Below are 23,674 nucleotides of genomic sequence, written 5' to 3'. Positions count from 1 at the left end.
CGGCGGTTCGAGCAAGCCGAGGACTGCTACCGCCAAGCCCTCGACCTCAAACTGGAGTTCGGCGACCGTCACAGCGCCGCGAGCACCTACCACCAACTCGGCATGGTGGCGCAGGATCAGCGGCGGTTCGAGCAAGCCGAGGACTGCTACCGCCAAGCCCTCGACCTGTCTTTGGAGTTCGGCGACCGCCACAGCACCGCGAGCACCTACCACCAACTCGGCACCGTGGCGCAGGCGCAACGGCGCTTCGAGCAGGCCGAGGACTACCTACGGCAAGCACTCCAGGCATACCGCGACTCCGACGACGAACGCGCGGCCTCGCAGGTCACCACAACGCTGGGGCGCGTGCTAGCCGACACAGGTCGTTATGCGGAAGCGTTCTCAATTCTCGTCGAGGCCACCATCGGCTGGTGGCGGCTGACCGGTGAATTCGAGTCCGAAGACATCAGATCGCTCACCGAACAACGAACCCATCTCGACCAGCACACCATCGATGGCGTCATCGACGCACTCGACCCGACCACCGCGACCGCACTCCGACACCGACTCGACCAACACGACCAGACGTAGCGAACGGCTCGAAACACAAGCAGACCAGCCACACGGAATAGGCGCGCCGCATAGATCCGATCAGAGCAATCGGCCGATGGACGAGGACGAACGAGGATCGCTTTCGTTGTTCCTATCAATCGATGACCAGCAGTTTTCGGTGTTGAAGCAGGTTGGCGTATTGGTCGATACCCCCTCCGGACACCGCCCATACGGCGGTCGCAGCATGAACAAGCGAGCAGTCACCTTTTCGGGTGCCAGCCCAGGTTCTTCAAATCTGCGCGCCCTATCAGCGTTCTATGGACGAGACGGCTCACTACCCAACGAGAATGGTGAAGAGCGGGTCGCCGGGGCCGATGTCGTAGGTCTGTTCGCCCGGGCGCGGGTCCGGGACGAAGGCCCAGAGCAGGGCGCCCGCGGTGCCGGCGGCGCGCTGGCCGTCGATCTTGTGCGCGATATCGGCGGCGCGCTGGGCCAGGGACGCCGGTGACTGGTCGCTGTACTGTCCGATTTCACCCACCAGCAGCGGCTTCCCGGCGGCCTGCGCCTGCTTGATGCGGCGGGCCAGGCCGTTCCACTGATCGCCGGGGAGCGGGACGCCGTCGGCGCCGTAGTCGTGGTATTGCATGATGTCGACGTTCGGCGACTCCGCGATGAGCCCGTATTCGGCTCCGGCCGAACCGCATTGACCGCCACCGAGCAGCCCGGCGGTAATAAGGGTGCCGGGCGAGTTCGCCCGGACGATCTCGCCCGCCTCGTCCATGAAGGCGCGTAGGACGGCGGCGGCGTCCGACGGACAGGTGCGGGCGTTCCAAGCGCAGTCGCCGCCGGGGCAGACGCCCGGCTCGGGTTCGCCGACGAGTTCCCAGGCGGCGAGCGCGGGGGAGGCGTGCCAGCGGGTGGTGGCGGCCGCGGTCCAGGCGGCGAAGGGGCCGCGCCAGCCGCCGGTGTACCAGCCGTACTGCTTGAACTGCTCGTCCTCGCAGGCGCCGTCCTGGGCGGTGAGCACCGGGATGAGCAGCTGTCCGTGCCGTTCGGCGGCGGCGAAGACCGCGTCGAGCGGGGCCCAGTCGCGGGCGCCGGTCACCCTGTGCGTGGCCAGCGCCTCGAAGGCATTGAAGCGGGTGAGCGAATCGGGGTGCAGCGCGGCGAAATACGTGTCCAGGTCGACCTGGGCGCCGCAGCCGCGGTTGATCGCCCAGTTCGTGCCGAGCTGGTAGGCGTTCAACCCGGCGGGCCACCACGGCGCGCCGTCCAACCGCAGTTCCCCCTGCTGCACGCGCACCCTCGGCATCACCCCAGTGTGGGCGTTGACCGAACGTTAAGGGGGCGAAAAGCGGAGGACCGCATCCTTTCCTCAACACCGATCGAGACACACACAGGGAGAAAGAAAATGAACGTCCTTCGCGCCCAGTTCCGGCTGCTGGCCCTCGCGTTCACCGCGCTGGCGGCCGCCGCCGCGCTGACCATCGCGGGTGCGTCGGGATCGGCCACCGCCGGGGTCTTCACCGAGCTGAAGCTGCAGCCGGGGACGAGCAGCGGCGGCATCGGCGGCGCCGTGGTCCGCGGCGACTCGGACACCTACATCCTGGAGGCCCGCTCCGGCCAGCTGTTCAGCGCCGGGCTCGGCTCGGTCGAGGACAACGCGGTCTTCACCCTGATCGCCCCGGACGGCACCATCCTCGCCATCGAGGAGACCTACACCGAGGTGTGGCTGCCGCTCTCCGGCAATTACATCCTCGATATCGCGCCGACTCGCGGCAATACCGAGTACTACCTGCAGGTCGAGATCCTGTAGCGCTCCCCGCGGTGGGGGCGAGGGGTGCCCACCGCACGGGTCACGAAGGCCGCCGGTCCATGCGGACCGGCGGCCTTTCCCGTTCCCGGCACACCGCCCGCGAACGTGGAATCCTGGCCGGGTGACTCTCTTCGAGGTGTGGGCGCCCCGGCCGGATCTGGTCCGTCTCGATCTCGACGGCGCGGTGCACCCGCTGCACCGGGACGACGAAGGCTGGTGGCGAGCCGACATCCCGGCCGCCCCCGGCGCCCGTTACGGTTTCCTGCTCGACGACGACCCCACCGTCCTCCCCGACCCGCGCTCGCCCTGGCAGCCGGACGGCGTGCACGGCCGCTCCGCGCTCTGGAGCCCGGACCCGGAGCTCTGGACCGACGCCGCCTGGCCCGGCCGCGGGCTGCCCGGCGCGGTCTTCTACGAGCTGCACATCGGCGCCTTCACCCCGGACGGCACCTTCGACGCCGCCATCGGCAAACTCGACCACCTCGTCGACCTCGGCGTCACCGTGGTCGAGCTGATGCCGGTGAACGCCTTCGACGGCACGCACAACTGGGGCTACGACGGCGTGCTCTGGTACGCGGTGCAGGACTCCTACGGCGGCCCCGCCGGGCTGCAGCGCTTCGTCGACGCCTGCCACGCGCGCGGGCTCGCGGTGGCGCTCGACGTCGTCTACAACCACCTCGGCCCCTCCGGCAACTACCTGCCGAGATACGGCCCGTACCTGACCGACGGCCGCAACACCTGGGGGCAGAGCCTCAACCTCGACGGCCCCGGCTCGGACCACGTGCGCCGGTACGTCCTGGACAACGCGCTGCGCTGGCTGCGCGACTTCCACCTCGACGCGCTGCGCCTGGACGCGGTGCACGCCCTGGTCGACCGCACCGCCGCACACCTGCTGGAGGAGCTCGCCACCGAGGTCGCGGTGCTCTCGGCCCGGGTCGGGCGCCCGCTCACCCTGGTCGCCGAGAGCGACCTCAACGACCCACGGCTGATCACCCCGCGCGCGGCGGGCGGCTACGGCCTCACCGCGCAGTGGAACGACGACCTGCACCACGCCGTGCACACCGCCGTCTCCGGCGAGCGGCAGGGCTACTACGCCGACTTCGGCAGCCTCGAGTGCCTGGCCACCACGCTGACCCGCGGTTTCTACCACGCCGGCAGCTACTCCAGCTTCCGCGAGCGCAGGCACGGACGCCCGGTGGACCGCGCGACGACGCCGCCGTCCGCGCTCTTCGGCTACACCTGCGACCACGACCAGATCGGCAACCGGGCCATCGGCGACCGGCCGTCGATGAACCTCACCGACGGCCAGCTGGCGATCAAGGCGGCGCTGGTGCTGCTCGCGCCGTTCACCCCGATGCTGTTCATGGGGGAGGAGTGGGGCGCGCGCACGCCGTTCCTCTTCTTCACCTCGCACACCGACCCGGAGATCGGCGCGGCCACCGGGGCCGGGCGCAAGGCGGAGTTCGCCGAGCACGGCTGGGCCACCGCGGACGTCCCCGACCCGCAGGACCCCGAGACCTTCGCCCGCAGCAAGCTGGATTGGACCGAATCCGCCGACCCGTCCCGGGCCGGGCTACTCGAGCTGTACCGGGATCTGCTCGCGGTGCGCAGGCTGCGGCCGGAGTTCACCGGCACCTGGATACCGGACCACGCGGTCCGCTACGACCAGGCCGCGAACTGGATCGTGATCACCCGCGGTGGCCTCGAGCTGGCCTGCAACCTCGGCACCGAACCGGTGACAGTACCGGTGACCGGCATCACAGTACTGGCCTCGACCGAGCCGGACAGTTCGCCGGGAGGTGCCGGTACGGTGCTCCCCGGCCACTCCTTCGCGCTGCTGGCCTGCGAGAACAATTGAATCACCGTCTCGGACGGGTGATTGCCGGAGCCGAATCGCGCGATTACCGTTGTTCTATGAGCACCGTTGCTTCCGCCGGCGATCGCGCCGAGCTACCGGACGGTGTCGGCGGCAGCGCCGGCACCGAGTTCGCTCCGCTGATCCGCGCCTTCGCGCGGGTCTTCGGCCACCGGAGGGACGCGGGGGCCGCGCTCGCGGTGTACCGGCACGGACAGCCGCTCGCCCACTTCTGGACCGGCTACGGCGGTGACCGGCCCTGGACCGCCGACACCGGCACCGTGGTCTTCTCCGCCACCAAGGGCATCACCGCGACGGTGATCCACCGGCTCGCCGACCGCGGGCTGATCGACTACTACGCGCCGATGGCCGAGTACTGGCCGGAGTTCGGGGCCAACGGCAAGGCAGGCATCACGGTCGAGCAGGTCATGACGCACCGGGCCGGGCTCTCCGCGCTGCGGCAGGTCGCGCAGAACACCAGCGAGGTGCTCGACCACGAGCTCATGGAGCAGCGGCTGGCCGCCGCCGCGCCGGACCACCTGCTCGGCACCCCGACCTACCACGCGCTCACCTACGGCTGGCTGATGAGCGGGCTGGCCCGCTCGGTCACCGGCAAGAGCATGGGGCAGCTCTTCCGCGAGGAGGTCACCGCGCCGCTCGGTATCCGCGACGGGCTGCACCTCGGCTACCCGGGCCCCGGCTCGGCCACCCGCTACGCGCCGATGGCGGGCACCCAGCTGAGCGCCGCCCGCAACCCCATCGCCTCGCTGGTGCTCGGCCGCGGCCACGGCATCCCCGGCGTGGTCGGGGCGGCGGTGCGCTGCCTCTTCGTGCCGGGGCTCGAAGCCATCCTGGAGGGCGCGGAGCCCTCGCTCCTGCAGACCGAGCAGGGCGCCGCGAACGGCGTCTGCACCGCCTCCGCGCTGGCCACCGTGTACGGCGCGCTGGCCGGCGACGGCGTGGTGAACGGCGAGCGCTACCTCTCCGGGCACACGCTGCACGAGATGCGCAAGGTGCGCAGCTACCAGCTGGATCACGCGCTGTTCTACCTGCCGATGATGTGGCACCTCGGGTACCACTCGATCCCGGTGCCCGGCGGCCCGACCGGCTTCGGCCACATCGGGCTGAACGGCTCGTTCGGCTGGGTCGACCCGCGCTCCGGCATCTCGGTGGGCTTCGTGCACAACCGCTTCACGCTGCCGCTCTTCGGCCTCGACATCTCCACCGTCGCCTGGCTGCTCCCGCTGATCGTCGGCTGTGTGCGCGGTACCAGGGCCGAGCTCACGCCCGCCGCCCGCTCCGCGGCGTGAGCGGACGGCGGGCGGGCCGGTTCAGGTGAGGTAGCGATAGGCGGGTGAGCCGGGGTCGAGCCGCTCGCAGTTGATCGGCGAGTCCTCGATCCGGCGCAACAGCGCGTCCAGGCAGTCGGCGGCGCCGAGTTCGATGCCGACCAGCGCGGCGCCGGTCTCCCGGTTGTTGCGCTTGACGTACTCGAAGACGGTGATGTCGTCGTCCGGGCCGAGCACCTCGTCCAGGAACCGGCGCAGCGCCCCCGGCTCCTGCGGGAAGTCGACGAGGAAGTAGTGCTTGAGCCCCTGGTGCACCAGCGAGCGCTCGATGATCTCGTTGTACCGGGAGACGTCGTTGTTGCCGCCGGAGACCAGCACCACCACCGTCGAGCCGGGCGGCACCGAGATCTCGGCGAGCGCGGCGGTGGCGAGCGCGCCGGCGGGCTCGGCGATGATGCCCTCGTTCTGGTACAGCTCCAGCATGGCGGTGCAGATAGCGCCCTCGTCGATCTGCATGAGCCCGAAGTCGCCCGCGCCGGTGCCGCCGGCCGGGGCCGCGAGCAGCGGCAGCGAGCCGTGCGAGACCACCCGCCCGCCGAACTCGGTGACCGCGGCGAACGGCACCGCGCCGATCCGCCGGACGGCGGCGCCGTCGACGAACGGATCGATCTCCGGCAGCGTCACCGGACCGCCCGCCACCAGCGCCGCCGTCATCGAGGCGGCGCCCGCGGGCTCGACGCCGAGGATGCCGGTGTGCGGGGAGCGGTCGCGCAGGTAGGTGCCGATCCCGGCCAGGCAGCCGCCGCCGCCGACCGGAACGATCACCAACTCCGGCGCGGTGTCGAGCTGGGTCAGGAATTCGGCGGCGATGGTGCCCTGCCCGGCGGCGGTGCGCGGGTCGTCGAAGGGCGGGACCATGGTGGCCCCGGTGCTCGCCACGTCGTCGGCGGCGGCCGCCGCGGCCGCGTCGAAGTTCTCGCCGACCGCGATGAGCTCGACGAACTCGCCGCCGTGCACCCGGATCCGGTCGAGCTTCTGCTTCGGCGTCGTGGTCGGCACGTAGATCCGGCCGCGCACCCGCATCGCCTGGCAGGCGTAGGCGACGCCCTGCGCGTGGTTGCCCGCGCTGGCGGCGACCACCCCGGCGGCGCGCTCGGCGGGGGTGAGCTGGACCATCAGGTTGTAGGCGCCGCGCAGCTTGTAGGAGCGGACCGCGGTGAGATCCTCGCGCTTCAGGTAGACCGTCGCACCGGTGAGCGCCGATAGCCGCGGGCTGTGCTGGAGCGGTGTCGGCTCGATGATGTGCCGAATTCGCTCCGCCGCGGCGTCGATCTCGGCAGCGGTCAGTGCCGGGTGCGTGCTGGACGTGGGCTCGAGTACCGGAAGCGGATTGGACACCCGGTCAATGGTGCCACCAGGCACGCGCGCCGCGCGCGCCGGGTGGCGGCCGTCCGGGCTGGTCAGCGCGGTTCGAGTACGAAAACCGGGATTTCCCGGCTGGTCTTGGTCTGGTAGTCGGCGTAGTCCGGCCAGACCGCGACGGCGCGCTCCCACCAGACGGCCTTCTCGTCGCCGGTCACCTCGCGCGCGGTGTAGTCCTTGGTCTCGGTGCCGTCGCGCAGCTCGACGTGCGGGTCGGCCTTGATGTTGAAGTACCAGACCGGGTGCTTGGGCGCGCCGCCGAGCGAGGCCACCACCGCGTACTCGCCGCCGTGCTCGACCCGCATGAGCGGGGTCTTGCGCAGCTTGCCGGATTTGGCGCCCCGGGTGGTCAGCAGGATGACCGGCACCCCGCGCAGCGTGGTGGCCTCGGTGCCGCCGGATTTCTCGTACTGCTCGGCCTGCTCCCTGGCCCAGTCGGACGTGCTCGGTTCGTACTCTCCTGTAAGAGGCATGCAACCAGTAACTCGCACGACGGCCCGCACTGTTCCCGTGACACACGGAACAGAAAAGTTCGGTGGACCGAAATCTTTCGCGCGGCTATGGTGAAGACATGACAGCGGTGCACCCTGATTCCTCGATCGCCGAGCGGCCGACGGTGTTGCTCGCCGGGGTGCCGTGGCCGCTCTTCAAGCTGGAGGCCATCGCGCTCGGCCTGGTCGCACTGCTGATCCTGCTGCTGGTCACCGGCTCGCCCGCGGTCGCGGTGCTCGGTGGCGCCGGGCTCGCCGCCGGGCGCTGGGCGCTCGCCGCGGTGTCACCCCGCCTGCAGCGGTAGCCCCGCCAGCTCGCCGCGCGCCGCCACCCCCAATTTCGGATACGCCTTGTACAGGTGGTGCCCCACCGTGCGCGGGCTCAGGAAGAGCTGTGCCGCGATGTCCCGGTTGGAGAGCCCGCGGGCGGCCAGCCGGACGATCTGCAGCTCCTGCGGGGTGAGCCGGGCGACCGGTCCCGGACCGGCCGCCGGTGCCGCGCCGCCGCCGAGCGCCGCCAGCTCCGTGCGCGCCCGAGCCGCCCACGGCGTGGCGCCCGCCCGCTCGAACGCCTGCGCCGCCGGCTCCAGCTGGGCCCGCGCCTCGGTCTTGCGCTTGGCTCTGCGCAGCCACTCGCCGTAGAGCAGCCGGGTGCGGGCCTGCTCCAGCGGGCGCGGACCGAGCTCGAGCGCGGCGCGGAAGTGCCGCTCGTCGCCGGTGCGCAGGGCGCGGCAGCGCTGCTCCAGCGCCGCCACCCACGGCTGCCCGCCGCGCCGGGCCCACTCGGCGAGCCGCTCGACGGCGTCCCCGGCCCGCTCCGGCTCGCCGAGCCGCACCGCCGCCTCCACCACGTCGGGCAGCGCGCGCACCGCCGCCACGTGGTGCCGCACCGGCCCCGCGGTGAGCGCGGTGAGCCGGTGCAGCGCGCCCGCCACCCGGCCGAGGCCGAGCTCGAGCACCCCGAGCGCGGCATCCGCCCAGGTGGCGCCCGGTGCCAGGGCACCACCGACCTCCGCCACCGCGGCCAGGCACTCCGCCTCGTCGCCGGTGAGCGCGGCGAGGTAGGCGCGGAAGGCTTGGTGCTGGCTCACCCACTGGCCGAGCCCGGCGTCCTCGGCGATCCGCAGCCCCTCGGCCCCGGCCACCGCCGCCTCCGCGGGGTTGCCGCCGAAGAGCTCGGACTCGGCCAGGAAGAAGAGCAGCGGCGGCAGCAGCGCGATCCGACCCTGCTCCCTGCACTCGGCGATCAGCGCGGCGGCCAGCTCACCGACCTGCTCGTCCTGCCCGACCACCAGCCCGGCCCCGCACAGCTGCACCAGGTCGCGCGGGCTGTCCGCGCCGAGCCGCCGAGCCGTGGCGGCCGCGTCCCGCAGGTCGACGGTGCCGGTGGTGCGCAGCGCGGGAAGCACGTAGCCCGCGATCGGCGCGACCGGGTCGCCCTCCGGCAGCGGGAGCGCGGCGAAAGCCGCTGCCACCGCGGTGATCTCGGGGTCGCCCAGGTACCAGGCCGGGTGCACCGCCTGGATCAGGATGCGGGCGGCGCGGGCGGGTTCGCTGCCCGCGGCGGCGCCGAGCAGCAGCCGGTGCGCGGCCGCCGGGCGCCCGGCGCCGAACTCGGCCAGCCCGCGCACCACGTCCAGCCGGGCCAGGGTGGCCGGGTCCGGCGCGGCCACCGCCGCCGCGCGGTCGGCGCAGCGGCGGGCGAGGTCGAGCAGCCCGGCCTCGGCGGCGGTCTCCGCGGCGGGCAGCAGCCTGCGCGCCCGCGCCGCGTCGTCCACGCTGAGCGCGGCCGCGCGCTCGTAGGCGGCGACCGCGCCGTGGTAGCCGCTGCGGCGGCGGGCCCGCTCCGCGGTGTCCGCCAGCGCCGCGGCGACCGCCTCGTCCGGGCCGGTGGCCGCGGCGGCCAGGTGCCAGGCCCGGATATCGGCGTTCTCCGGGCCGGTGGCGGCATCGGCCAGCGCCCGGTGCGCGGCGAGCCGCTCGGGCAGCGGCGCGCCCTGGTACACCGCCGAGCGCAGCAGCGGGTGCCGGAACACCACCCCCGCGGTGCCGGTGCGCACCAGCCCGGCTCGCTCGGCCGGGGTCAGCTCCTCCGGCCCCACCCGCAGCGCCGCCGCGGCGCGCAGCACCGTGCCCAGATCGGCGGCGGCGGCCGCGGCGGCGACCAGCAGCAGGGTGCGGGTGGCCGCGGGGAGCCGGGCGACCTGGCCGTGGAAAGCCTGCCGGAGCCGCTGCGGCAGCGGCTGATCCGGTGCGGCGCCCGGCGTCTCGGCGGTGAGCAGCGCCGGTAGCTCCAGCAGGGCGAGCGGGTTGCCCGCCGACTCGACCAGTGCGCGGTAGCGCACGGCCGGTGCGAGCCCGGTGTGCCCGGCGTCCAGCAGCGCGGCGGCGACCTCGGGCGGCAGCGCGCCGACGGGCAGCTCGGGCAGCCCCGGCGCCGGGAAGTCGTCGTCGCCTGCCCGGGTGGCGAAGATCAGGGCGACGCCCTCGGCGTCCAGGCGGCGGGCCGCGAAGAGCAGCGTCTCCGCGGTGGCGCGGTCCAGCCGGTGCGCGTCGTCGACGAGGCAGAGCAGCGGGCCGTCGGCCGCCTCCTCGGCCAGCAGCGAGAGCACCGCGAGGCCGATCAGCATGCGGTCGGCCGGGTCGGGCTCGGCGAGTCCGAAGGCGCCGTCCAGCGCGGCGCGCTGGCGCGGCGGGAGCGCGCCCAGGTCGGCCCCGCGGACCAGCAGATGCAGTGCGGCGAAGGGCAGCTCGGCCTCGGACTCGATCCCGGCGCCGCGCACCGTCGGCAACCCGGCCGCGGCCGCGTACTCCAGCAGCGCGGTCTTGCCGATGCCGGCCTCGCCGCGCAGCACCAGCGCGCCGCTGCGGCCCGCCCGCGCCGCGGCGAGCAGGGCGTCGATGCGGGCCAGCTCGGCCGCGCGGCCCAGTAGTGCGGTCGGCATCCTCGAAAACTACCTATAGGCGACCGATTCGGCGCACCCCCGGCCCGCCATAACGTAGTCCGCACACCGAGGATCAGCAGGTAAGGGAGAAATCGTGAACGAGATCGTGACGCAGTACCTGGCAGTGTGGAACACCACCGACCCGGCGGCCCGCCGGGCGGCGATCGTCCGGGTCTTCACCGCCGACGCCGAATACACCGACCCGCTCATGGCCGTGCGCGGCCACGACGAGATCGACGCGGGCATCGCCGCCGCCCAGGCACAGTTCCCCGGCTGGGAGTTCCGGCTGGCCGGCGAGCCGGACGGCCACCACGACCAGGTGCGCTTCACCTGGGAGCTCGGCCCCGCCGGCGCCGCGCCGGTGGTGGTCGGCTTCGACGTCGCCGTGCTGGATCAGGGCCGGATCGGCACCGTCTACGGGTTCCTGGACCAGGTGCCCGCGTAGTTCCCACCCGAACCCGAGGAGGTTCCGTCATGACCGTCACCGGACTGCTCGCCCCCGGCGACCGGCTGCTGCGGCTCGCGCTGCGCGCCGACGCCGTCGTCACCGGGGTGAACGGCCTCGCCTACCTGGCGCTGGCCGGACCGATCGAATCGCTGCTCGGCCTCGACCGCGGGATCGGCATCCCGATCGGAGTGTTCCTGACGCTCTACGCCGTCGCGGTCGCCGCGATCGGGCAGCTCGCCCGGATCCCGGCCGCCGCCGCGGCGGCGGTGATCGCGGTGAACGCCGCCTGGGCCGCGGCGAGCGTGGTCACGCTGCTCGCCGGTGCGCTCGGCGTCACCGCGGCCGGCGCGGTCTGGGCGGTGCTGCAGGCGCTGGTGGTCGGCGCCTTCGCCGCCCTGCAGTACCTGGGGCTGCGCCGGGGGTCAGCGCACGAGTAGCGCCACCGGCAATCGGTCGAAGATCTTCTCGAGGTGGGCCCGCCCCTGGAAGGTCTCGCCGGTGAGCCGGTCGGTCCAGACCCCGGGCGGCAGGTCGAGCACCGTGTCCGCCCAGCCGGTCTCCTTCAGCTTCACGCTGTGTCTGGTGGCGGCGACCAGCACCTCGGGCAGCCGGCCCGGCTTGCCGCGGCCGTAGCAGATGAGGTGCCCGGCCTGCTCGCCGATGGCGTGCATCGGCAGGTAGCTGCCGCCGACGAAGCACTCGGGGCGCTCCCGGCGCAGCCACAGCGCGTAGGCGACCACCCACATCTTGGCCGCGCCGGTGGGGTCGAGCGGCGGGGTGGTCTCGAGCATCTGCAGCATCCCGGCGCGCACCGCGAAATCGACCGGGCGCCGGTTGTCCGGGTCGACGAGCGAGTCCTCCCAGAGCTCGCAGCCCTGGTAGATGTCGGGGACGCCGGGCCCGCAGAGCTGCAGCAGCTTCTGCGCCAGCGCGTCCGACCAGGCGTGCGGGGCCAGCTCGTGCACCAGGTCGTTCAGCCCGGAGCCGACCGGCCCGTCGATCACCGCGTCCAGCCAGCGGTGCACCGCCGTCTCGAACTCGGTGTCCGGGTCCTCCCAGGAGGTGCGGGTGCCCGCCTCCCGGATCGCCTTCTCCGCGTACTGGTGGATGCGCTCGCGCAGCCCGGGCACCGAGGAGGCCGGGCGGCCGTCCGCCGGCCAGACCCCGAACATGTTCTGCAGCAGGAAGAGCGCGGTCGCGCCGTCCGGGCTCGGGGTCGCCTCCTGCCAGGTCCGCACCCGGCGCGCCCAGGTGTTGCCGACCTGGGAGAGCACCCCGATCCTGGCCCTGACGTCCTCGCCGCGCTTGGTGTCGTGGGTGGAGAGCGTGGTCATCGAGGACGGCCAGCGCCTGGCCCGCTCGCTGTTGGCCAGGTGGAACTCGTTCACCGAGCGGGCGAAGCGCGCCGGACTGCCGCCCACCTCCTGCAGCGAGATCAGCCGGACCGCGCGGTAGAACATCGCGTCCTCGACCGCCTTCGCGGTCATCGCCCCGCACACCTGGTCGAACCGGATCTGCGCCTCGCCGTCCCTGGCCAGCGCCGTCACCAGCACCTGCAGCGGCGCGGTGAGCTCGGCGTTGCGCCGCTCCACCTCGGCGACGACGGCGCCGGTCATCCCGGCCAGCGGGCTGTAGTCGGCCCGGTAGACCGGCATGAAGGCGAGCACCTCGATGGTGGCGTTGGTCAGCGCCATGGTGTCGAAGCCCGGCGTGTCGGCGTCGTGCTTGATCGCGGCGACCAGCCTGCGCACCTCGGGGGAGAGGATGGTCTCGGCCACCGCGCGCTTGATCCGGTGCTCGGTCTCGCCGATCCAGGAGCGGTCGCTGCCGTGCCCGGTGAAGCGGCGGGAGAGCTCGGTGAGCGCGGGCTCGCCCGCCGGGTCGATGAGCACCCCGCCCAGGTCGGCGAGGGCGTCGTAGCCGGTGGTGCCGTCGATCGGCAGCGTCGGGTCCAGCGGCTCGCGGTTGGCCAGGATCTTCTCGATCAGCAGCAGCCGGTCCGGGCCGAGCAGTTTCCGCAGCCGGTGCAGGTAGCCGATCGGGTCGGCGAGGCCGTCCGGGTGGTCGATCCGGACGCCGTCGATCAGGTCGTGCTCGCACCACGCCGCCAGCTCCCGGTGCGTGGCCTCGAAGACCTCCGGATCCTCCTGCCGCACCGCCGCCAGCTCGCTCACCGCGAAGAAGCGCCGGTAGGTGCAGACCCCCGACTTCCAGCTCACCAGCCGGTAGTGCTGCCTGTCGTGGATGCGCAGCGCGTTGTCGCCGTCGGTGCCCGGCGCGATCGGGAACCGCATGTCGTGCAGGCTGAGCATCGGCTCCGGGCCGGAGCGGTCGACGCCGAGCGCCGCCGGGTCGTTCTCCCCCTGCAGCACCGGGAGCGCGAGCCGCCCGCCCGCGCCGTTGCCCTGGCTCCAGTCGATGTCGAACCAGTGCGCGTACTGCGACTCCCGCCCGTGCCGCAGCACATCCCACCACCACTTGTTCTGCCGCGGGTCGCCGACCCCGACGTGGTTCGGCACCAGGTCGACGATCAGCCCCATGCCCCTGGTGCGCACCTCGTCGGCGAGCGCCTTGAGCCCGGCCGGGCCGCCGAGCGCCGCCGAGACCGTGGTCGGGTCGGTGACGTCGTAGCCGTGCGTCGAGCCGCGCACCGCGGTCAGGATGGGCGAGAGGTAGAGGTGCGAGATCCCCAGCTGCTGCAGGTACTCCGCGATGGACCTGGCGTCGGCGAAGGTCAGCGCGTCCGGCCGGAGTTGCAGCCGGTAGGTGCTGCGCACCGGCCGCCGGGCGGGCGCCCGGCGGCGGGGGGTGGGGTCGGTGGTGTGCGTCGCGGACTCGGTCATGGGCGTCGGTGCCTCAGGAGGGGTCGGTGTGGCGCAGGACGAGCAGGCAGCGGGCGGGAACGGTGAGGGCGGCGCCCGCCTCCAGGGCGGTCGCCGACTCACCGGTGGGCGTGGAGCAGTCCAGCACCACGCTCCAGCCCAGCCCGTAGTCCGGGCCGGGCAGTGCGAATTCGAGCTCTTCGTCGTGTGCGTTGAAGCAGAGCAGGAACGAATCGTCGGTGATCCGCTCACCGCGCGGTCCCGGTTCCGGGATGCCCGCACCGTTGAGGTACACCGAGAGCGACTTGCCGAAACCGCTGTCCCAGTCCGCCGGGGTCATCTCCTCGCCCGCCGGGGTGAGCCAGGCGATGTCGCGGGCGTCGTCCCTGTTGCGGATCGGGCGCCCGGCCAGGAAGCGGCGGCGCCGGAAGATCGGGTGCTCGGTGCGCAGCGCGATCACCCGCCGGGTGAACTGCAGCAGGTCGGCATTGGTCTCCGCGAGCGACCAGTCCATCCAGGAGAGCTCGGAGTCCTGGCAGTAGACATTGTTGTTGCCGTGCTGGGTGCGGCCCATCTCGTCGCCGTGCGCCAGCATCGGGGTGCCCTGGCTGAGGACCAGGGTGGCCAGCAGGTTGCGCCGCTGCCGCGCCCGCAGTGCGAGCACATCGGGGTCGTCGGTCGGCCCCTCGACGCCGCAGTTCCAGGAGCGGTTGTGGCTCTCCCCGTCGCGGTTGCCCTCGCCGTTCGCCTCGTTGTGCTTCTCGTTGTAGGAGACCAGGTCGTTCAGCGTGAAGCCGTCGTGCGCGGTGATGAAGTTGATGCTCGCGCTCGGCCTGCGGCCGGTGGCCTCGTAGAGATCCGAGGAGCCGGTGAGCCGGGAGGCGAACTCGCCGAGCGTGGCAGGCTCGCCGCGCCAGTAGTCGCGCACGGTGTCGCGGTACTTGCCGTTCCACTCGGTCCACAGCCCGGGGAAGTTGCCCACCTGGTAGCCGCCCTCGCCGACGTCCCACGGCTCGGCGATCAGCTTCACCTGGCTCACCACCGGGTCCTGCTGCACCAGGTCGAAGAAGGTGGAGAGCCGGTCCACGTCGTGCAGCTCCCTGGCCAGGGTGGCGGCCAGGTCGAAGCGGAAGCCGTCCACGTGCATCTCCAGCACCCAGTAGCGCAGCGAGTCCATGATCAGCTGCAGGGTGTGCGGGTGCCGCACGTTCAGGCTGTTGCCGGTGCCGGTGTAGTCCTTGTACTTCGACGGGTCCTCGTCGAGCAGGCGGTAGTAGGCGGCATTGTCGATGCCGCGGAAGGCGATGGTCGGGCCCTTGTGATTGCCCTCGGCGGTGTGGTTGTAGACCACGTCGAGGATCACCTCGATGCCCTCCTCGTGCAGCGCCCGCACCATCGCCTTGAACTCGGTGACGGCGGCGCCCGCGCGCGGCATGGCGGCGTAGTCGGCGTGCGGGGCCAGGTAGCCGAAGCTGTTGTAGCCCCAGTAGTTTCGGAGACCCTGGTCCAGCAGCACGGTGTCCTGCATGAACTGGTGCACCGGCATGAGCTCGATCGCGGTCACGCCGAGGCTCTTCAGGTGCTCGATCACCGCCGGGTGCGCGATGCCGGCGTAGGTGCCGCGCAGCTCCTCCGGCACCGCCGGGTGCGTCATGGTCATGCCCTTGACGTGTGCCTCGTACAGCACCGTCTCGTGGTACGGGGTCTTCGGCGCGCGGTCGTTGCCCCAGTCGAAGTAGGGGTTGATCACGACGCAGGTCATGGTGTGGCCCAGTGAGTCGAGGCCGTGCGTGTGCAGCGAGGGGTCGCCGTCGAACTCGCCGTCGAAGGCCTTGCCGTACGGGTCGAGCAGCAGTTTGCTCGCGTCGCAGCGCAGGCCGCGCTCGGGGTCCCACGGGCCGTGTACCCGGTAGCCGTAGCGCTGGCCGGGGCCGAGGCCGGGCAGGTAGGCGTGCCAGACGTAGCCGTCGACCTCCTCCAGCGAGAGCCTGGTCTCCAGCCCGTCCCGGTTGATCAGGCACAGCTCGACCCGCTCCGCGACCTCGGAGAAGACCGAGAAATTCACCCCGGCGCCGTCGTAGGTGGCGCCCAGCGGGTACGCCGTGCCCGGCCACACCCCCAGCGGCGCCACCTCGGCCAGGTCGGGAGCGGGGGGACTGTCGCCGGCCGGCGCTGACTCGAGCATGGCACCGACAGTAGTGGCACCGGGCGGGTCCGGGATGCCAGGTCGTGACCATCACAGGGGTCACGGACTTGAACAGCGTTCAAGGTACCGTGCCGCTATGGACCTCGACCGGCTGATCACGCTCGACGCCACCCACGTCTGGCACCCGTACGGTGGTTTCCCGGCGAGTACCGCGCCACTGCCGGTGGCGTCGGCGTCCGGGGTGCGGCTGCGGCTCGGCGACGGGCGCGAGCTGATCGACGGCATGAGTTCGTGGTGGGCCGCCATCCACGGTTACCGGCATCCGGTGCTGGACGCCGCGCTGGTGGCGCAGGCCGGGAAGATGAGCCACGTCATGTTCGGCGGGCTCACCAACGAACCGGCCGTTCGCCTGGCCGAGCTGCTGGTCTCGCTCACGCCCGCCGGGCTGGAGAAGGTGTTCCTCTGCGACTCCGGGTCGGTGTCGGTGGAGGTCGCGGTGAAGATGTGCCTGCAGTACTGGCGGGCCGTCGGCCGCCCGGAGAAGCGGCGGCTGCTCACCTGGCGCGGGGGGTACCACGGGGACACCTTCACCCCCATGAGCGTCTGCGACCCGGACGGGGGGATGCACTCGCTGTGGACCGACGTGCTGGCCGCGCAGGTGTTCGTCGCGCCGCCGCCGCGCGAGTACGACCCGGCGTACGTGGCCTCGCTGGACCGGGCGCTCGGCGCGCACGCCGCTGAACTCGCCGCCGTGATCGTGGAGCCCGTGGTCCAGGGCGCGGGCGGCATGCGCTGGCACCATCCCCGCTACCTGAGCGACCTGCGCGCGCTCTGCGACCACCACGGGGTGCTGCTGATCTTCGACGAGATCGCCACCGGGTTCGGGCGCACCGGGACGCTCTTCGCCGCAGGCCAGGCGGGGGTCGCGCCGGATGTGCTGTGCGTCGGCAAGGCGCTGACCGGCGGATACCTCACCCTCGCCGCCGCCCTGTGCACCGCGCGGATCGCCGAGACGGTGAGTGCCGCGCACGGTGGGCTCATGCACGGGCCGACGTTCATGGGGAACCCGCTGGCCTGTGCCGTCGCCGTCGCGTCGGTGGAGTTGCTGCTCTCCCGGGACTGGGCGGGCGAGGTCTCCGCGATTTCGGCCGGGTTGGTGACCGGGCTCGGGCCGCTGGCGTCGCTGCCGGGGGTGGTGGATGTGCGGGTGCTCGGGGCTATCGGGGTGGTGGAGCTGGAACGTGAGGTGGACATGGTCGCCGCCACCGACGCGGCTGTCGGCGAGGGGGTTTGGCTGCGGCCGTTCCGGAATCTGGTCTACACGATGCCGCCGTTCATCAGTGGTCCGGAGGAGGTGGCGGCGATCGCGCGGGGGATCGGCGCTGCCGTGCGAGCGTCCCTGGCGTGAGGACCGCCCGCGCGACGGCTCAGGCGATCCAGGGCGGGACGACGCCCTGCGCTTCACCCGCGCGGAAGGCCCGCGCTCCGGCGGGAGCCACCGCTACCGCGGTGAGCCCCCACTGCCCGGCCGTGATCTGCCTGGGAACGTCGGCGGGGAGGACGGCGGTGTCGCCGGGGGTGAGCGTCACCTTCTCGGTGCCGAGGGCGATCTCCGCGCCGCCGTCGAGGACGGTCCAGATCTGCTCGACGTCGATGCGGTGCTCGGGGCCCGCGGCGTGCGGGGCCATGCGGACGCGCCAGAGTGCGGAGGCGGCGTTGCCGAGGGTGGGTGAGGCGAGGGTGGTCATGGCCCCCGCCGGGGTCACGGTGTGGCGGGCCTGGTCGCGGGTGATGACGGGCACGGGATCTCCTCGAGATGGTCAATGTGGTTGTCTTTCCGGGCAATGGTCAACCAAGTTGTCTATCCTGTCAAGGTGAACTCCTTCGAACTGCCGCTGCGCATGCTGCTCGCCTTCCGCTCGGCCGTCGACGAGGTGCACGCGGAGCTGGCCGCGCACGGCCACCCGGAGATCCGGCCCATGCACGGGTTCCTGTTCCAGGCCGTGCTGCGGACCGAGGGCTGTACGGCGGCGGAGCTGGGGCGGGTGCTCGGGATCTCCAAGCAGGCGGCGGGGAAGCAGGCGGAGGCGCTGGAGCGCCTCGGCTACCTGCGGCGGGAGGACGACCCGGCGGACGCGCGGCGCAAGGTGTACCGGTTGACGGCGCGTGCGGACCAGGTGCTCGCCCGGTCCGAGGCGGTGTTCGACCGGGTGCGTCAGGGGTGGGCGCGGGAGCTGGGCGGCGGGCGGATCGCGGAGCTGGAGCGGGATCTGCGGGTGCTCGCTCCGGGCGAGCTGTTCCGGCTGGACGTGCCGGGGTGGTTCGCCCGCTGAGCGACAGGCGTCGGCCCGCAGCGCGCCTTGAACGGCGTTCAAGTATGCTCCCGAGCTGTGAATACCGATCCGCTGAGCTGGCTGGACGACCGTGCCTCCGAGCGGCTCGCCGCCGGTCTGCGCCGCGAGCTGCGGCCACGGGCAGCCCGGTCGGCCGCCATCGACCTGGCCTCCAACGACTACCTGGGGCTCACCCGGCACCCCGAGGTGATCGCGGGCGCGGTCGCGGCGGTGCGGCGCTGGGGTGCCGGGTCGACCGGGTCGCGGCTGGTCACCGGGACCACCGAGGAGCACATCGCGCTGGAGCGCGAGCTCGCCGAGTTCACCGGGGCGGAGAGCGGGCTGGTCTTCGCCTCCGGGTACGCCGCGAACCTCGGCGCGGTGACGGCGCTCGCCGGGCGGGATGCGCTGGTGGTCTCCGACGCGGCGAGCCACGCCTCGCTGGTCGACGCCTGCCGGCTCTCCCGGGCCCGGGTGGCGGTCGCGCCGCACGGGGACGTCGACGCGGTGGCGCGAATCCTGGCGGCGCGCACCGAGCGGCGCGCGCTCGTGGTCACCGATTCGGTGTTCAGCGCGGACGGCGATCTCGCGCCGCTCGCCGCGCTGCACCGGGTGACCAGGGCCGCCGGGGCGGTGCTCGTGGTGGACGAGGCGCACGGGCTCGGGGTGCGCGGCAGCGGCGGGCGCGGGCTGGTGCACGAGGCGGGGCTGGCGGGGGAGCCGGATCTGGTCGTCACCGCGACGCTCTCCAAGGCGCTGGGTTCGCAGGGCGGGGCTGTACTCGGGGCGCGGCGGGTACGAGACCACCTGGTCGACGCCGCGCGGACCTTCATCTTCGATACCGGTCTCGCCCCGGCCGCCGTCGGCGCCGCGCGGGCGGCGCTCGGGGTGCTGCGGCGCGAGCCGGAGCGGGCCGCCGCGGTGCTGGAACGGGCGGCTGAGATCGCGCGGATCGCGGGGGTGTCGGAGCCGCCGTCGGCCGTCGTTTCGGTGGTGCTCGGAGAGGCGTCGGTGGCTTTCGAAGCCGCGCTGGCCTGTCGGGAGCGCGGGCTGGAGGTGGGGTGCTTCCGGCCGCCGACGGTGCCGGCGGGAACCTCGCGGTTGCGGCTCACCGCGCGGGCCGATCTCGGCGATGCCGAGCTGGGGGTGATTCGCGAGGTGCTCGCGGACGTGCTGGCGACGCGGCGACCGCGGGTAGGGGTGCCCGCATGAGCGGCGCGGCGCCGGTGCGGTGCGCCGGAGGGGCCGAGGTGAGCATCCGCGTGCCGGGTGCCCGGCCGACGAAGAACTCTGCGGCACTCGGGGGCGCGCGGGCTGCCGGGGCGGAGACCACTGCGAGGTCCGCGCCGGACGGCGCTGCCGAGGCGGTTGACAGGCGCGCCGCGCAGGCTTCGGCGAGCCGTAGCCGAGCTCTCTACGCACACAGCGGGATTCTGCTGGTGACCGGCACCTCGACGGAGGTCGGCAAGACCGTCACCACGGCCGCGCTGGCAGCGGCGGCGCTGGCTGCGGAGCGGACCGTCGCGGTGTGCAAACCCGCGCAGACCGGCGTCGCTCCGGGCGAACCCGGCGATCTGGCCGAGATCGCCCGCCTGAGCGGCGTCACCCGGACCCTCGAGTTGGCGCGTTACCCGGATCCGCTCGCCCCGGACACCGCCGCCCGCCGCTGCGGCGCACCGCTGCTCACGCTTGGCGAAACCGCCGCCGCCGTCGAAGAACTCGACGCCGACCTGGTCCTGGTCGAGGGCGCGGGCGGACTGCTGGTCCGGCTCGGCGACTTCACCCTGCTCGACCTGGCGCTGCGGCTCGACGCACCGGTACTGGTCGTCGCCGCGGCCGGACTCGGCACCCTCAACCACAGTGAACTCACCGTGCGCACGCTGCGCGCGGCGAACGTCCCCTGTGCCGGGCTGGTGATCGGATCCTGGCCGGGGCAACCGGATCTCGCGACGGAGTGCAACCGCCACGACCTGCCCCGCGTCACCGAGGTGGGGCTCGTCGGCGCCGTTCCCGCCGGAGCGGGCACCTGGGACCGCGCCCGCTTCACCGCGGCGGCGGCAGGCTGGTTCGGCTGAGCGGCCGCCCGCCTGCCGCGGCCCGGGCGAGCGAATCGCCTACAGTCCCAGCTCCCGCCCGATCAGCTCCTTCATGATCTCGTTCGTCCCCGCCCAGATCTTGGTCACCCGAGCATCCCGCCAGGCCCGCGCCACCCGGTACTCGTTCATGTACCCGTACCCGCCGTACAGCTGCACGCAGTGGTCGAGCACCTCGTTCTGGATCTCCGACGTCCACCACTTCGCCTTCGCGGCGTCCGTCGCCGACAGCGCCCCCTCCGCGTGCGCGGCGACGTAGCGCTCGACGAACGCCCTGGTCACGTCGATCTTCGTCGCCAGCTCCGCGAGCAGGAACTTGTTGTGCTGGAACGACCCGATCTGCTGCCCGAAGGCCTTGCGCTCCTGCACGTACTCCAGGGTCTCGGCCAGGATCTGCTCCGCGTGCGCGAGGTTGGAGACCGAGCAGCCGAGCCGCTCCTGCGGCAGGTTCTTCATCATGTGGATGAAGCCGCCGTCGACCTCGCCGACCACCTCGGCATCGCTCACCCGGACCCCGTCGAAGAAGAGCTCGGCGGTGTCGGACTCCGGCTGCCCCACCTTGTCCAGCTTGCGGCCGCGGGAGAAGCCGGGCCGGTCCGCCTCGACGGCGAAGAGCGTGATGCCGCGGGCCTTCTTCTCCGGGCTGGTGCGTGCCGCGACGATGATCAGGTCGGCGGAGTAGCCGTTGGTGATGAAGGTCTTGGAGCCGTCGAGCACCCAGTCGGCGCCGTCGCGCACGGCGGTGGTCTTCAGCGCGGCGAGGTCGGAGCCGCCGGAGGGCTCGGTCATGGCGATGGCGGTGAGGAGCTCGCCGCTCACCATGCCGGGCAGCCAGCGCTTGCGCTGCTCCTCGGTGGCCAGCGTGGTGAGGTAGGGCGGCACGATGTCGGCGTGGATGCCCATGCAGGAGGCGAGCGCGGCGTTCACCTTCGCGAACTCCTCCAGCAGGATCGCGTTGAACCGGTAGTCGCCCGCCGCCCCGCCGCCGTACTCCTCGGGCACCTCGAGGCCGAGCAGCCCCTGGCTGCCCGCGTCCAGCCAGAACTGCCTCGGCAGCGCCTTCTGCTCGAGGTGCTCGTCCAGGTGCGGGCGCACCGAGCGCTCGACGAACTGCCGGACACTGTCCCGGAACGCCTCGTGGTCCGCGCTGTACACGGTGGGTGGGGGGAGCGCCATTGCCGATCCTTCGTTGCCGGAGAACTCTGGTCCGCGGTCCAGTATCGTCGGCTCGTGACATCGACCCGCATCGGCAGGCACATCGCGGCCCCGCGCGGCGCCGTCTACCGGCTGCTGCTCGACGCCGACGCGGTGGCCACCTGGATGGTCCCGGACGGCATGAGCAGCGAGGTGCTGACCTTCGAGCCGCGCGAGGGCGGCGCGGTGCACATCGCGCTCACCTACGACGACCCGGCCGCCACCGCCGGCAAGACCGATGCCCGCACCGACTCCTACCGCGGCCGGTTCGTCGCGCTGGTGCCGGACGAGCAGGTCGTCCAGGTGGTCGAGTTCGACACCGACGACCCGCAGACCCGCGGCGAGATGCGGATCGTGTTCACGCTCGCCGACGCCGACGGCGGCACCGACCTGGTCGCGCTGCACGACGGGGTGCCGCCCGGCGTCGCGCCCGAGGACAACGAGCTGGGCTGGCGGATCTCACTCGGCAAACTCGCGGCACTCGCCGAGGGTGGAGGCGAGCCCGCCCGGCCGTGACGCCGCGGGTCACCGGCGGGGTGCCCGCACCTGCCCGGTCACCGCCCATGACCCGACCGTCCGCCCCGCTTTCCGTGGCAGACCTTCCCGGGCGTGCTTACAGTGGGATGGGTGTCGCCGATCGAGAATCGGCACCCGTCCACCGTCTCGGATTGGAGCGATTCACGACGTCGCGCCCGCCTGCGGGAGACCGGCCCCCGGCGCGGCCGGACGTCGTGGCGCCACCCCCGAACGGCCCTGCTGCGGGTGACCGCCCTGCTGCTCGCGGGGTTCGTCGTGTTCGCCCAGTACTGGCAGCACGACGTCGCCCCGGAGCGCGACCGCCTTTCCCGCACCGAGCCGGCGCTGCTCCCGGTCGCCACCCCCGCCGACGGCCTGAGCTGGGACACCGTCGTGGTCGACCTGGTCGGCCTCGGCAACCTCAACGCCAGCGACACCGCCGCCGCGCTGCCCGCGCTGAGCGAGCTCGGCGTGGTGTGGGCGGTCCGCTACGACCAGAACGGCATCGACACCAGGGTCATCGCGGAGCTGATCGTGCGCGCGGCGCAGATGTCGGGGCTGCGGAACGTGATCCTGGTCGGGCACAGCATGGGCGGGGTGATCGCGCTGGAGGTGGCCAGGCACATCCACACCGGGAGCGACCGCAGGCTGCTCTCGGTGATCCTGGACTGCACCCCGCTCGACCTCGATTCGGTGCGCCGGGAGAGCCGGGGCCGCGGCGAGGACCTGGTGCGCTGGATGGGCTGGCTGCCCGGGGTCAGGGAGAGCCGCACCCTGCGCACCGCCGCCGAGCTGTACGCGCGCCGGGACCGCTTCGTCACCCACCACGGCGCGCTGCCCACCGTGGACTGGCCGCGCTTCGGCACCGCGTTGGACGAGGTGCTGCGGCAGAAGACCTTCTCCGCCGACGCCGCGAGCAACGGGCTGATCGAAGCCCAGTTTCTCGCCATCGTGGCCAGCGGCGCAGGCAACGACCTGCGCGCGCTGCGCGAGCCCCGTCCCGGCCGCGCCCGCCCCGCCATCGTCCTGCTCCGCCCGCTCGACCCCGCCGACGACCACGTGGTGCTGGTCGACCGCACCCAGGTGACGCTCACGGCGGAGGCGGGCGCCCGCGACGGCGCGTTGCTGGTGGTGAGCGGAGAGATCGGGCACGCCGACCCGAGGCAGCGGCCTGCGGCCTACGACGCCATGCTCACCGAGCGGGTGCTCCCGTTCCTCGCCCGCTACCAGCAGACCGCCCGCGGCGCCGCCGCACTGCCTCAGCCCAGGTGAGCGACGACGGCGCTGCGGTACTTCGCGGCGTGCCGGAAGAATTCGCGCAACCCGCCGTAGTAATGGTTCAGGTAGTGCAGCCCCTCGGCGCCGCCGTCGCGCAGCCAGATGTTCGGGTAGATCCCCTCCCGGTCGAGGACGGCCGGGTCGTAGTGCGCGGCCAGGGCGTCGAAGGGGAGCGCCCGCAGCCGCTCGTCGGTGGCGCGCACCAGTTCGGCGGGCCAGATCGAGTAGTCCTCGTCCGCCAGCGAATTCCCGGCATCGGTCAGCTCGACGCCGCTGTCCGCGGCCCGCAGCAGATGGTCCAGCCCGCTCCACGCCTTGTCCAGGTAGCCGCTCGGGCCCGGGTTCTCCGCCGCGAACACCAGCTCCCCGACCTCGTCCGCCCCGGCGAACCCCAGCTCCTCGACCTGCTCCGGGCGCACCCGGACGAACGACATGACGATGCCCATGGCCGCACGGTAACCGGACGGGGTGACAACGCCGAGTTGCAATCGCGAT

Annotated in this window: 22 protein-coding genes; 13 read left to right on the top strand and 9 right to left on the bottom strand. The window is 72.8% G+C overall.

What is annotated here, in order from left to right; all coding sequences use genetic code 11:
* On the top strand, positions 1-570 hold a 570-nt coding region (locus ACFO0B_RS28460), incomplete at its 5' end, for a tetratricopeptide repeat protein (RefSeq protein ID WP_378616234.1).
* Positions 571-865: 295 nt separating this feature from the next.
* On the opposite strand, the gene ACFO0B_RS28455 is transcribed toward ACFO0B_RS28460, so the two are convergent.
* On the bottom strand, positions 866-1,843 hold the full coding sequence (locus ACFO0B_RS28455; RefSeq protein WP_378616232.1) for a beta-mannosidase: 978 nt from the start codon (positions 1,841-1,843) through the stop codon (positions 866-868).
* 99 nt (positions 1,844-1,942) lie between these two features.
* On the opposite strand from ACFO0B_RS28455, the gene ACFO0B_RS28450 reads away from it, so the two are divergent.
* From ACFO0B_RS28450 to ACFO0B_RS28440, 3 genes are all read left to right on the top strand, one after another.
* Positions 1,943-2,347 carry a hypothetical protein gene (locus tag ACFO0B_RS28450; protein ID WP_378616230.1) on the top strand — a complete coding sequence of 135 codons (405 nt, stop codon included), beginning with the start codon at positions 1,943-1,945 and terminating at the stop codon, positions 2,345-2,347.
* Positions 2,348-2,468: 121 nt separating this feature from the next.
* Positions 2,469-4,205 (top strand): malto-oligosyltrehalose trehalohydrolase, encoded by a 1,737-nt coding sequence (gene treZ, locus ACFO0B_RS28445; RefSeq protein ID WP_378616228.1) that lies wholly within the window; start codon positions 2,469-2,471, stop codon positions 4,203-4,205.
* Positions 4,206-4,261: 56 nt separating this feature from the next.
* Entirely contained in the window at positions 4,262-5,512 is a 1,251-nt protein-coding gene (locus tag ACFO0B_RS28440; protein WP_378616226.1) for a serine hydrolase domain-containing protein, read from the top strand.
* A 21-nt stretch (positions 5,513-5,533) separates the two neighbouring features.
* On the opposite strand, the gene ilvA is transcribed toward ACFO0B_RS28440, so the two are convergent.
* Together ilvA and ACFO0B_RS28430 are read right to left on the bottom strand one after the other, a co-directional pair.
* On the bottom strand, positions 5,534-6,889 hold the full coding sequence (ilvA, locus tag ACFO0B_RS28435; protein ID WP_378616224.1) for a threonine ammonia-lyase IlvA: 1,356 nt from the start codon (positions 6,887-6,889) through the stop codon (positions 5,534-5,536).
* A gap of 62 nt (positions 6,890-6,951) precedes the next feature.
* The gene (locus ACFO0B_RS28430) at positions 6,952-7,386 is read right to left on the bottom strand and encodes a nitroreductase family deazaflavin-dependent oxidoreductase (RefSeq protein ID WP_378616222.1); all 435 of its coding nucleotides are present in this window, start codon (positions 7,384-7,386) and stop codon (positions 6,952-6,954) included.
* A 98-nt stretch (positions 7,387-7,484) separates the two neighbouring features.
* Here ACFO0B_RS28430 and ACFO0B_RS28425 point away from each other — a divergent pair, with 98 nt between their 5' ends.
* On the top strand, positions 7,485-7,709 hold the full coding sequence (locus ACFO0B_RS28425; RefSeq protein ID WP_378616221.1) for a hypothetical protein: 225 nt from the start codon (positions 7,485-7,487) through the stop codon (positions 7,707-7,709).
* On the opposite strand, the gene ACFO0B_RS28420 is transcribed toward ACFO0B_RS28425, so the two are convergent.
* Positions 7,689-10,349 (bottom strand): helix-turn-helix transcriptional regulator, encoded by a 2,661-nt coding sequence (locus ACFO0B_RS28420; RefSeq protein ID WP_378616220.1) that lies wholly within the window; start codon positions 10,347-10,349, stop codon positions 7,689-7,691. The two genes, ACFO0B_RS28425 and ACFO0B_RS28420, sit on opposite strands and share 21 nt — an antisense overlap.
* 94 nt (positions 10,350-10,443) lie before the next feature.
* On the opposite strand from ACFO0B_RS28420, the gene ACFO0B_RS28415 reads away from it, so the two are divergent.
* Together ACFO0B_RS28415 and ACFO0B_RS28410 are read left to right on the top strand one after the other, a co-directional pair.
* The gene (locus ACFO0B_RS28415; protein ID WP_378616218.1) at positions 10,444-10,794 is read left to right on the top strand and encodes a nuclear transport factor 2 family protein; all 351 of its coding nucleotides are present in this window, start codon (positions 10,444-10,446) and stop codon (positions 10,792-10,794) included.
* A gap of 29 nt (positions 10,795-10,823) precedes the next feature.
* Positions 10,824-11,234, top strand: coding sequence for a hypothetical protein (locus ACFO0B_RS28410; protein WP_378616216.1), 411 nt, complete (start codon positions 10,824-10,826; stop codon positions 11,232-11,234).
* Here ACFO0B_RS28410 and treY read toward each other — a convergent pair.
* The gene (gene treY / locus ACFO0B_RS28405) at positions 11,220-13,640 is read right to left on the bottom strand and encodes a malto-oligosyltrehalose synthase (protein WP_378616214.1); all 2,421 of its coding nucleotides are present in this window, start codon (positions 13,638-13,640) and stop codon (positions 11,220-11,222) included. The two genes, ACFO0B_RS28410 and treY, sit on opposite strands and share 15 nt — an antisense overlap.
* Before the next feature lie 13 nt (positions 13,641-13,653).
* A complete protein-coding gene (gene glgX, locus ACFO0B_RS28400; protein ID WP_378616212.1) occupies positions 13,654-15,804 on the bottom strand; it encodes a glycogen debranching protein GlgX in 2,151 nt (716 codons plus the stop codon).
* A gap of 97 nt (positions 15,805-15,901) precedes the next feature.
* Here glgX and ACFO0B_RS28395 point away from each other — a divergent pair, with 97 nt between their 5' ends.
* Positions 15,902-17,173, top strand: a complete 1,272-nt coding sequence (locus ACFO0B_RS28395) for an adenosylmethionine--8-amino-7-oxononanoate transaminase (protein ID WP_378616210.1) — start codon at positions 15,902-15,904, stop codon at positions 17,171-17,173.
* A gap of 19 nt (positions 17,174-17,192) precedes the next feature.
* On the opposite strand, the gene ACFO0B_RS28390 is transcribed toward ACFO0B_RS28395, so the two are convergent.
* Entirely contained in the window at positions 17,193-17,567 is a 375-nt protein-coding gene (locus ACFO0B_RS28390; RefSeq protein ID WP_378616208.1) for a cupin domain-containing protein, read from the bottom strand.
* A 72-nt stretch (positions 17,568-17,639) separates the two neighbouring features.
* Here ACFO0B_RS28390 and ACFO0B_RS28385 point away from each other — a divergent pair, with 72 nt between their 5' ends.
* The 3 genes from ACFO0B_RS28385 (at position 17,640) to bioD (ending at position 20,173) form a co-directional block, all read left to right on the top strand.
* Positions 17,640-18,098, top strand: a complete 459-nt coding sequence (locus ACFO0B_RS28385) for a MarR family winged helix-turn-helix transcriptional regulator (protein WP_378616206.1) — start codon at positions 17,640-17,642, stop codon at positions 18,096-18,098.
* Between the two features lie 57 nt (positions 18,099-18,155).
* On the top strand, positions 18,156-19,310 hold the full coding sequence (locus ACFO0B_RS28380; RefSeq protein ID WP_378616204.1) for an 8-amino-7-oxononanoate synthase: 1,155 nt from the start codon (positions 18,156-18,158) through the stop codon (positions 19,308-19,310).
* Between the two features lie 218 nt (positions 19,311-19,528).
* Entirely contained in the window at positions 19,529-20,173 is a 645-nt protein-coding gene (gene bioD, locus ACFO0B_RS28375) for a dethiobiotin synthase (protein ID WP_378616274.1), read from the top strand.
* Positions 20,174-20,212: 39 nt separating this feature from the next.
* On the opposite strand, the gene ACFO0B_RS28370 is transcribed toward bioD, so the two are convergent.
* Positions 20,213-21,367, bottom strand: coding sequence for an acyl-CoA dehydrogenase family protein (locus ACFO0B_RS28370; protein ID WP_378616202.1), 1,155 nt, complete (start codon positions 21,365-21,367; stop codon positions 20,213-20,215).
* Positions 21,368-21,421: 54 nt separating this feature from the next.
* On the opposite strand from ACFO0B_RS28370, the gene ACFO0B_RS28365 reads away from it, so the two are divergent.
* Together ACFO0B_RS28365 and ACFO0B_RS28360 are read left to right on the top strand one after the other, a co-directional pair.
* Positions 21,422-21,901 carry an SRPBCC family protein gene (locus tag ACFO0B_RS28365; protein WP_378616200.1) on the top strand — a complete coding sequence of 160 codons (480 nt, stop codon included), beginning with the start codon at positions 21,422-21,424 and terminating at the stop codon, positions 21,899-21,901.
* A gap of 111 nt (positions 21,902-22,012) precedes the next feature.
* The gene (locus tag ACFO0B_RS28360) at positions 22,013-23,173 is read left to right on the top strand and encodes an alpha/beta fold hydrolase (RefSeq protein ID WP_378616198.1); all 1,161 of its coding nucleotides are present in this window, start codon (positions 22,013-22,015) and stop codon (positions 23,171-23,173) included.
* Here the strand turns inward: ACFO0B_RS28360 and ACFO0B_RS28355 are convergent.
* Positions 23,161-23,625, bottom strand: a complete 465-nt coding sequence (locus tag ACFO0B_RS28355; protein WP_378616196.1) for a YfbM family protein — start codon at positions 23,623-23,625, stop codon at positions 23,161-23,163. The two genes, ACFO0B_RS28360 and ACFO0B_RS28355, sit on opposite strands and share 13 nt — an antisense overlap.
* Positions 23,626-23,674: the final 49 nt, after the last annotated feature.

Origin of the sequence: Nocardia jiangsuensis (genome assembly GCF_042650385.1) — a bacterium.
Classification (GTDB): Bacteria; Actinomycetota; Actinomycetes; order Mycobacteriales; family Mycobacteriaceae; genus Nocardia; species Nocardia jiangsuensis.
This window is presented reverse-complemented; position numbering and strand designations above follow the sequence as displayed.

What these genes read in the sequence shown, in the direction of transcription:
- ACFO0B_RS28425 (WP_378616221.1), top strand. Translation starts at nt 7,485, where the DNA reads ATGACAGCGGTGCACCCTGATTCCTCGATCGCCGAGCGGCCGACGGTG.
- ACFO0B_RS28420 (WP_378616220.1), bottom strand. Translation starts at nt 10,349, where the DNA reads ATGCCGACCGCACTACTGGGCCGCGCGGCCGAGCTGGCCCGCATCGAC.
- ACFO0B_RS28395 (WP_378616210.1), top strand. Translation starts at nt 15,902, where the DNA reads ATGGACCTCGACCGGCTGATCACGCTCGACGCCACCCACGTCTGGCAC.
- glgX (WP_378616212.1), bottom strand. Translation starts at nt 15,804, where the DNA reads ATGCTCGAGTCAGCGCCGGCCGGCGACAGTCCCCCCGCTCCCGACCTG.
- ACFO0B_RS28455 (WP_378616232.1), bottom strand. Translation starts at nt 1,843, where the DNA reads ATGCCGAGGGTGCGCGTGCAGCAGGGGGAACTGCGGTTGGACGGCGCG.
- treY (WP_378616214.1), bottom strand. Translation starts at nt 13,640, where the DNA reads ATGACCGAGTCCGCGACGCACACCACCGACCCCACCCCCCGCCGCCGG.
- ACFO0B_RS28355 (WP_378616196.1), bottom strand. Translation starts at nt 23,625, where the DNA reads ATGGGCATCGTCATGTCGTTCGTCCGGGTGCGCCCGGAGCAGGTCGAG.
- ACFO0B_RS28410 (WP_378616216.1), top strand. Translation starts at nt 10,824, where the DNA reads ATGACCGTCACCGGACTGCTCGCCCCCGGCGACCGGCTGCTGCGGCTC.
- ACFO0B_RS28440 (WP_378616226.1), top strand. Translation starts at nt 4,262, where the DNA reads ATGAGCACCGTTGCTTCCGCCGGCGATCGCGCCGAGCTACCGGACGGT.
- ACFO0B_RS28370 (WP_378616202.1), bottom strand. Translation starts at nt 21,367, where the DNA reads ATGGCGCTCCCCCCACCCACCGTGTACAGCGCGGACCACGAGGCGTTC.
- ACFO0B_RS28430 (WP_378616222.1), bottom strand. Translation starts at nt 7,386, where the DNA reads ATGCCTCTTACAGGAGAGTACGAACCGAGCACGTCCGACTGGGCCAGG.
- ACFO0B_RS28450 (WP_378616230.1), top strand. Translation starts at nt 1,943, where the DNA reads ATGAACGTCCTTCGCGCCCAGTTCCGGCTGCTGGCCCTCGCGTTCACC.